A 7,589-nucleotide genomic window follows, 5' to 3' on the forward strand; every position below is an offset into this window, starting at 1 on the left:
CAGGTCGCCGGCGGCGCCACGGTGGCGGTGCAGGCGCGTCCGGCCGGCGACCTGGCGGTGTCGATCGACGGCCCGGCCACCCTGCCGTTCTTCGCCTTCTTCGCCGACTACCGCATCGACGTGCGCAACCACGGCAATGCGCCGGTGCAGGGCGCCAGCCTGGAGATCGACGGCAGCACCCTGTCGGCGCTCACTGCGCTGGTGCCGCCGCGCGGCTGGCAGTGCGTGCGGCAGAACCACGGCCTGCGCAGCGCGCGCTTCCAGTGCCGCAGCGGCGCCGACCTGGCGCCGGGCGCCAGCGCCGCGTTCCGCCTGAGCCTGGCGACACGGCCGCTGCCGGCCGACCGCCAGATCGTGATCGGCGCCAGCGCCGGCTCGACCTCGGCCGATGCCGACCCGAGCGACAACAGCGCGCGCTTGAGCACCCGCGTGGAGGGGCTGCGCCTGTTCGGCCGCTGATCGCGGCAAGCGGTGCAGACGAAAGGGCGTGGCCGCAAGGCCACGCCCTTTTTGCTTGGGGCAACGCCACCCGGCGCCGATCACGCGCTGCCGAAAGCGCTATCGCGCAGGAGCGGCGTCAGCCGCGATGGGGGATTCCCGGTAACGCCCGTCGCGGCTGAAGCCGCTGTTACGAGGCGACGTCCATGCGGCTTGAGGGTGCGTAGCGGGAGATGCGCGATGCCCTTGCGCTGCTGCTGCACGTGTGCGCCTTCTGTCCTTGTCCGACACTCTCGCCTCCAGCGCGCACCGCACCGCCGGCATGGACCACCGCCACCGGTGGACACCCACGCGCACATGAACGGCATGCATCGCAGTGCAACATCGGCGATACCCAACGCCATCAATCGGCAACGCGGCACGACCACGCTTTTCTTGTGCGATACGGCATCGCCGCGTGCTGCGGTGCACGACGGCTTTTGTGCACGGCTTCCTTAACATGCCGACTCATATCATTTGAAACTTGTTGTCGAGAGCGCCATCGCCATGAGCATCGCCGCCCAGTTCGAAATTGAGTTCCTGCAGTACCTCGACGCGGGCGGCCAGCCGGTCCGCGACGCGCTTCCGGCCGACTCGGCCAACCCGCAGACGCTGCTGGCGCTGTTCAAGCAGATGCTCTACGTGCGCACCTTCGACAGCAAGGCGGTGGCCCTGCAGCGCACCGGCAAGCTGGGCACCTACGCCTCCTGCCTGGGCCACGAGGCCACCCATGTCGGCATCGGCGCGTCGATGCGCCGCGGCGACGTGCTGGCGCCCAGCTACCGCGAGTACGGCGCGATGTTCATGCGCGGCGTGCGGCCGCGCGAAGTGCTGCTGTACTGGGGCGGCGACGAGCGCGGCAACGATTTCCAGCGCGATTCCGACGCCGCCCGCGACTTCCCGATCTGCGTGCCGATCTCCACCCAGTGCCTGCACGCCGCCGGCGCCGCACTGGCGTTCAAGCTGCGCGGCGAACCTCAGGTGGCGGTGGCCACCTGCGGCGACGGCGGCTCGTCCAAGACCGACTTCTACGCCGCGCTCAACTCCGCCGGCGCCTACCAGCTGCCGCTGATCCTGTGCGTGATCAACAACGGCTGGGCGATCTCGGTGCCGCGCAACGCGCAGACCGGTGCGCAGACGCTGGCGCAGAAGGGCCTGGCCGGCGGCCTGCACTGCCTGCAGGTGGACGGCAACGACCTGATCGCCGTGCTCGAAGCGATGCGCCAGGCGCGCGAGCGCGCGCTGGCCGGCCAGGGCGGCACGGTGATCGAGTTCATGACCTACCGCCTGTCCGACCACACCACCGCCGACGACGCGCGCCGCTACCGCGACGACGCCGAGGTCAAGCAGGCCTGGGAACGCGAGCCGCTGCTGCGGCTGCGCACCTGGTTAAGCGCGCAGGGCCTGTGGAGCGAGGAAGAGGAAGCCGCGTGGAAACAGGAATGCGCGCGCCTGGCCGACATCGAACTCAACGCCTACCTGGAAACCCCGGTGCAGCCGGTGGAAGCCATGTTCGACTACCTGTATGCCGACCCGCCGCCGGACCTGCTCGCGCAGCGCGCCGAGGCCATCGCCCTGGAGCAGCGCCATGGATGAGTTGAGCCCCCGCCTCGCCGATCACACGGCCGCGCCTGCGGCCGGCACCGCCCACAGCGCCGCCACCGCGCGCGGAGACAGCCCGATGACCAGCACGCCCATTACCCTGATCGAAGCGGTGACCCAGGCGCTGGCCTGGGAACTGCAGCACGACCCCTCGGTGCTGGTGCTGGGCGAGGACGTGGGCGTCAACGGCGGCGTGTTCCGCGCCACCGCCGGCCTGCAGCAGCGCTTCGGCGCGCAGCGCGTGCTCGACACCCCGCTGGACGAGACCACCATCGCCGGGCTCAGCGTCGGCCTCGCCGCGCAGGGCATGAAGCCGGTGGCCGAAGCGCAGTTCGACGGCTTCGTCTACCCGATGGTCGATCACCTGATCTGCCACGCCGCGCGCCTGCGTACCCGTACGCGTGGCCGCCTGCACTGCCCGATGGTGCTGCGCGTGCCGTGGGGCGGCGGCATCCGCGCGCCGGAGCACCACAGCGAAGCCAACGAAGCCATCTTCACCAACGTGCCGGGCCTGCGCGTGGTGCTGCCGTCCTCGCCGCAGCGCGCCTACGGCCTGCTGCTGGCGGCGATCCGCGAGCCGGATCCGGTGATCTACATGGAACCCAAGCGCATCTACCGGCAGTACAAGGAAGTGGTCGCCGACGATGGCGAGGCGCTGCCGCTGGACGTGTGCTTCGTGCTGCGCGACGGCACCGACGTGACCCTGGTCGCCTGGGGCGCTCAGGTCAAGGAAGCGCTGGAGGCCGCCGACCGCCTCGCCGCCGACGGCATCAGCGCCGAAGTGATCGACGTGGCCACGCTGCGCCCGCTGGACTTCGACACCATCGCCGAGTCGGTGGCGCGCACCGGCCGCTGCGTGATCGTGCAGGAAGCCCCGCGCAGCGCCGGCTTCGGCGCCGAGATCGCCGCGCGCCTGGCCGAGCAGTCGATGTACGACCTGGTCGCGCCGGTGCAGCGCGTGACCGGCTACGACACCCACATCCCGCTGTTCCGGCTGGAAATGAAGTACCTGCCGAGCACCGACAAGATCGTCGCGGCGGCCAAGCGGGCGATGGCCGCGGGTTGATATGCAGGCACGTTTGATCAGCGATTACCGCGCCGCCTATCCGCATCCGATCCGCATCGCCGCCGGCGAGCGGGTCGCGCTGGGCGTGCGCGACGAAGAGTGGCCGGCGTTCGTCTGGATCACCGGCACCGCCGGCAGCGCCGGCTGGGCGCCGCTGGCCTGGCTGCAGCCGACCGGCGACGGCCATGCCGTGGCGATGCGCGACTACGACGCGCGCGAACTCGATGCCGCGCAGGGCGACACCGTCGTCCTGCATCACGAATACGGCGACTGGTGGTGGGCCGAGCGCGCCGACGGCACGCAGGGCTGGCTGCCGGCACGCGACCTGGAACTGCTGGAAGAGACCACATGAGCCAAACCAAGAATTTCAATCTGCCCGACCTGGGCGAAGGCCTGCCCGACGCGACCATCGTCGAATGGTTCGTCAAGGAAGGCGACACCATCCGGCTGGACGAGCCGCTGGTGTCGATGGAAACCGCCAAGGCGGTGGTCGAAGTGCCCTCGCCGGTCTCCGGCAAGGTGCTGAAGCTGGCCGGCGCGCCGGGCGACATCGTCGTCACCGGCAGCATGCTGGCGCAGTTCGCGCCCGACCCGAACCTGCCGCAGCGCGCCGAAGGCCAGGACACCGGCCATCACCATGGCGGCGCGGCACCAGCCGCATCCGGCAAGGGTGCCGGCGCGGACACCGCTGCGGCCGACGACCGCGTGGTCGCCTCCGACGACGGCGGCGAACTGCACGACGCCGACAACGCGCAGTCCGCGGGCGAGCGCGACGATGCCGGCACCGTGGTCGGCGCGATGCAGAGCTCCAACACCGTGCACAGCGAGCAGGCCGTGTCGGTCGGCGGCGTACGCGCGATGCCGGCGGTACGCGCCCTGGCCAAGAAGCTGGGCGTGGACCTGGGCCGCGTGCGTGCCAGCGGCGCCGACGGCGCAGTCACCCTGGCCGACGTCAAGCAGGCCGCGGCCGATGGTTCGGCGAAAGCCGGCGCCGCTGCAGGAACGGCTTCGGCCGCGACTGCACGTAGCCCTGCCGTCGCGGCTGAAGCCGCTCCTGCGCCGGCCCGCACATCCCAAGCCGCACCCGCACGAACCCCGCTCTCCGCCGCCGGCAAGCCGATGCGCACGCAGCCGCCGGGCGTGGCCGTGCAGGGCCAGCCCGAGCCGCTGAAAGGCGTGCGCCGCAACATGGCGCGGGTGATGGCCGAGGCGCAGCGCCAGGTGGTGCTGACCACGCTCAACGACGATGCCGACCTGCACGCATGGACGCCGGGCAACGACACCACCGGGCGCCTGGTGCGCGCGATCGTCGCCGCCTGCCAGGCGGTGCCGGCGCTCAACGCCTGGTTCGACGGCGAGGCGCTGACCCGCACCCTGCACGCGCACGTGGACATCGGCATCGCCGTGGACACCGACGACGGCCTGTTCGTGCCGGCCCTGCGCAACGCCGACATGCTCGATGCGCGCGGCGTGCGCGAAGGCATCAACCGCCTGCGCCAGCAGGTGGAGGCGCGCAGCATTCCGGCCTCGGAGCTGAGCGGCTACACGATCTCGCTGTCCAACTTCGGCATGTTCGCCGGCCGCTACGCCACCCCGATCGTGGTGCCGCCGTGCGTGGCCATCGTCGCCGCAGGCCGTGCGCGCCATCAGTTGGTGCCGGTGATGGGCGGCGTGGAAACGCACAAGATCCTGCCGCTGTCGCTGAGCTTCGACCACCGCGCCTGCACCGGCGGCGAAGCGGCGCGCTTCCTGCGCGCGATGATCGACGACCTAGCGCTGCCGGGCTGAGCGCCAGCCGTCTTGCAGATCGGCCGACCTGCCTGACGCCAGACGGTGCATCTGCTGCGCTGACGCAGTAGATGCACCGCCCTGGTGGTATGCATCCCCATTGTGGGAGGGACTTCAGTCCCGACGCGACGAACAAAAAAGCGGTGGGTCTCAAGCCTTTCTGCAGCGGATGCCACGCAGGTCACGTCACAGGGCATGTTCTCGGCGGTCTTCCAAAAATCGCGTATTCATTCCCCGAGCAGTTCCAGCACAGCGCGTCGGGGCTGAAGCCCCTCCCACAGTGCACCGACCATGCACTACGGGCTGGCCTAGGATTCGCGCTACCGATCGCTTCGGCGTGCATTCTTTACACATCAGCCGCCCTGGCCGACACGAGGCGAGGCATCCGCTGTCCCTGCCGCAGCGGCTGCACCACCATTGTGGGAGGGACTTCAGTCCCGACGCGACGAACTAAAGGCATTGGGATTGAGCCCGTTCTGCAGCGCAGGCCTCAGCGGCGACATAGAGGGGCGCGTGTTTTCTGCGGTCCTCTACACACTTCGGGATGCTCCCCCGAGCGATTCCAGCACAGCGCGTCGGGGCTGAAGCCCCTCCCACAGTGCAGGGACCAAGTGCTACCGGCGGTCCGGCATTGATGCTGCGATCGCTTCGCATGCATTCGGTGCACATCCGCCGACCTGCATGCACCGTGATGGCGAACCGCTTGGCGCGATTGCGCGTCACACGTCGCAGCGACGGCGATACCGCATCTGCTCGATGCAAAAACCCTGAACGCAACCTGTCTACCACGCGACGCGACGCCGCCGTTATGGTCGCTGCACAGGGGGAGGCACTGCGCCGATCGGCCGCACTGCCCTGAACGTCATGCCACGCATCGCGCCACGGCCGCTCCGCTGCCGCGACGGCGCGCCCTTCCTTCTTGCGTTCGAGGATTCCGCTCATGACTCTGCCACGTCATCATCGTCCGTCGGTGCTGCTGCCCTCCCTGCTGCTCGCGCTCGCCGCCACCTCCGCCAGCGCCGCGCAACGCGTGGATCTTCACGCCAAGAACCCGGACACCCTCGGTACTCAGTACCGCAGCGCCGCCGCGCGCGTGGGCGGCATTCCAGCCGCGGCCGCGGTGCGCCATGCCGAACTGATCGGGCTGGACGCCGAGTCCGCGCTGACCCTGCTCGGCAGCAGCGACGATGCCGACGGCACCGTGCACCGCCGCTACCAGCAGACCTTCCGCGGCATTCCGGTATGGGGCGAGCAAGTGATCGTCAGCGAGCGCGCCGACGGCAGCGTGCGCAGCCTGTTCGGCCGCTCGGTGGCCGGGCTGGCCAGCGAACTGCCGGCCACCGCCACCAACGCCGCCAGTGCCTCGCTGAGTGCCGCTGCCGCGCTGCGTGTGGCCCAGCGCGTCGCGCTTGGCACCGCCCAGGCCGAGCGCCGCATCGAACGCGCGCAGGCGCCGCAGATGATCTATCTCGACGACAGCGACCGCGCGCACCTGGCCTACGTGGTGTCGTTCTTCGCCGATGCGCCGAACGGCGGCGCGCCGAGCAGGCCGTTCGTGATCGTGGATGCGCGCAGCGGCGCCATCCTCAAGCAGTGGGACGCACTGACCACGCGCGATGCCACCGGCCCGGGCGGCAACGCCAAGACCGGCCAGTACGAGTACGGCAGCGACAGCATCCACGGCTTCCTGGAGGTGGACGACAACTGCCGCATGCAGAACAGCAACGTCAAGTCGGTGAACCTCAACGGCGGCAGCTCCGGCACCACCGCGTACCAGTTCACCTGCCCGCGTAACACCTACAAGACCATCAACGGCGCCTACTCGCCGATCAACGACGCGCACTACTTCGGCGGCGTGATCGAGAAGATGTACCGCAGCTACGTCGGCGTGGCGCCGCTGACCTTCCAACTGGTGATGCGCGTGCATTACGGCACGCGCTACGAGAACGCGTTCTGGAACGGTTCGACGATGAACTTCGGCGACGGCAACACGCGCTTCTATCCGCTGGTGAGCGCCGACGTCGCCGGCCACGAGGTCTCGCACGGCTTCACCGAGCAGCATTCCAACCTCACCTATTCCGGCCAGTCCGGCGGCATCAACGAGGCGTTCTCGGACATGGCCGGCGAGGCCACCGAGTACTACCTCAAGGGCACGAACGACTTCAAGGTCGGCACCGAGATCTTCAAGGCCAACGGTGCGCTGCGCTACATGGCCAACCCGACGCAGGACGGCAGCTCGATCGACAACGCCGCCAACTATCGCAGCGGCCTGGACGTGCATTACTCCTCGGGCGTCTACAACAAGGCGTTCTACACCCTTGCCACCACCTCCGGCTGGAACACGCGCAGCGCGTTCGAGGTATTCGCCCGCGCCAACCAGCTGTACTGGACGCCCAGCACCAGCTTCAACAGCGGCGCCTGCGGCGTGCAGACCGCCGCGAGCGACCTGAGCCGCTCGGTGACCGCGGTGCGCAATGCCTTCGCCGCGGTCGGCGTCAGCTGCCCGCAGTAACCTGCCCACTCACGCACGGCCATCCGCATGGATGGCCGTGCGTTGCAGTTCGGGATTGGGGATTGGGGATTGGCAACAGCTGCTCTCGCCGATCGTCGCGTAGGAGCTGCGCTTGTCCCCTTTTCGGGATCAGCCGCGGCGGGC

At 69.6% G+C, this 7,589-nt stretch carries 5 protein-coding genes and 1 pseudogene; all 6 read left to right on the forward strand.

Features of this window, described 5'->3' with window-relative positions; all coding sequences use genetic code 11:
• Positions 1–459, forward strand: a pseudogene (locus D183_RS25180) (nuclease); the annotation flags it as partial.
• 525 nt (positions 460–984) lie between these two features.
• A complete protein-coding gene (pdhA, locus tag D183_RS0118015) occupies positions 985–2,073 on the forward strand; it encodes a pyruvate dehydrogenase (acetyl-transferring) E1 component subunit alpha (RefSeq protein ID WP_017910226.1) in 1,089 nt (362 codons plus the stop codon).
• Positions 2,066–3,145, forward strand: coding sequence for an alpha-ketoacid dehydrogenase subunit beta (locus D183_RS0118020; protein WP_017910227.1), 1,080 nt, complete (start codon positions 2,066–2,068; stop codon positions 3,143–3,145). The genes pdhA and D183_RS0118020 overlap by 8 nt, the downstream gene beginning before the upstream one ends.
• A gap of 1 nt (position 3,146) precedes the next feature.
• Entirely contained in the window at positions 3,147–3,497 is a 351-nt protein-coding gene (locus D183_RS0118025) for an SH3 domain-containing protein (RefSeq protein ID WP_017910228.1), read from the forward strand.
• Positions 3,494–4,933: a dihydrolipoamide acetyltransferase family protein gene (locus tag D183_RS0118030; protein ID WP_017910229.1), complete on the forward strand. Its 1,440-nt coding sequence runs from the start codon at positions 3,494–3,496 to the stop codon at positions 4,931–4,933. The genes D183_RS0118025 and D183_RS0118030 overlap by 4 nt, the downstream gene beginning before the upstream one ends.
• A gap of 940 nt (positions 4,934–5,873) precedes the next feature.
• Complete coding sequence (locus tag D183_RS0118035) at positions 5,874–7,445, forward strand: M4 family metallopeptidase (protein ID WP_026144615.1); 1,572 nt, start codon at positions 5,874–5,876, stop codon at positions 7,443–7,445.
• Positions 7,446–7,589 lie beyond the last annotated feature (144 nt).

Source organism: Xanthomonas sp. SHU 199, from assembly GCF_000364665.1.
GTDB lineage: Bacteria > Pseudomonadota > Gammaproteobacteria > Xanthomonadales > Xanthomonadaceae > Xanthomonas_A > Xanthomonas_A sontii.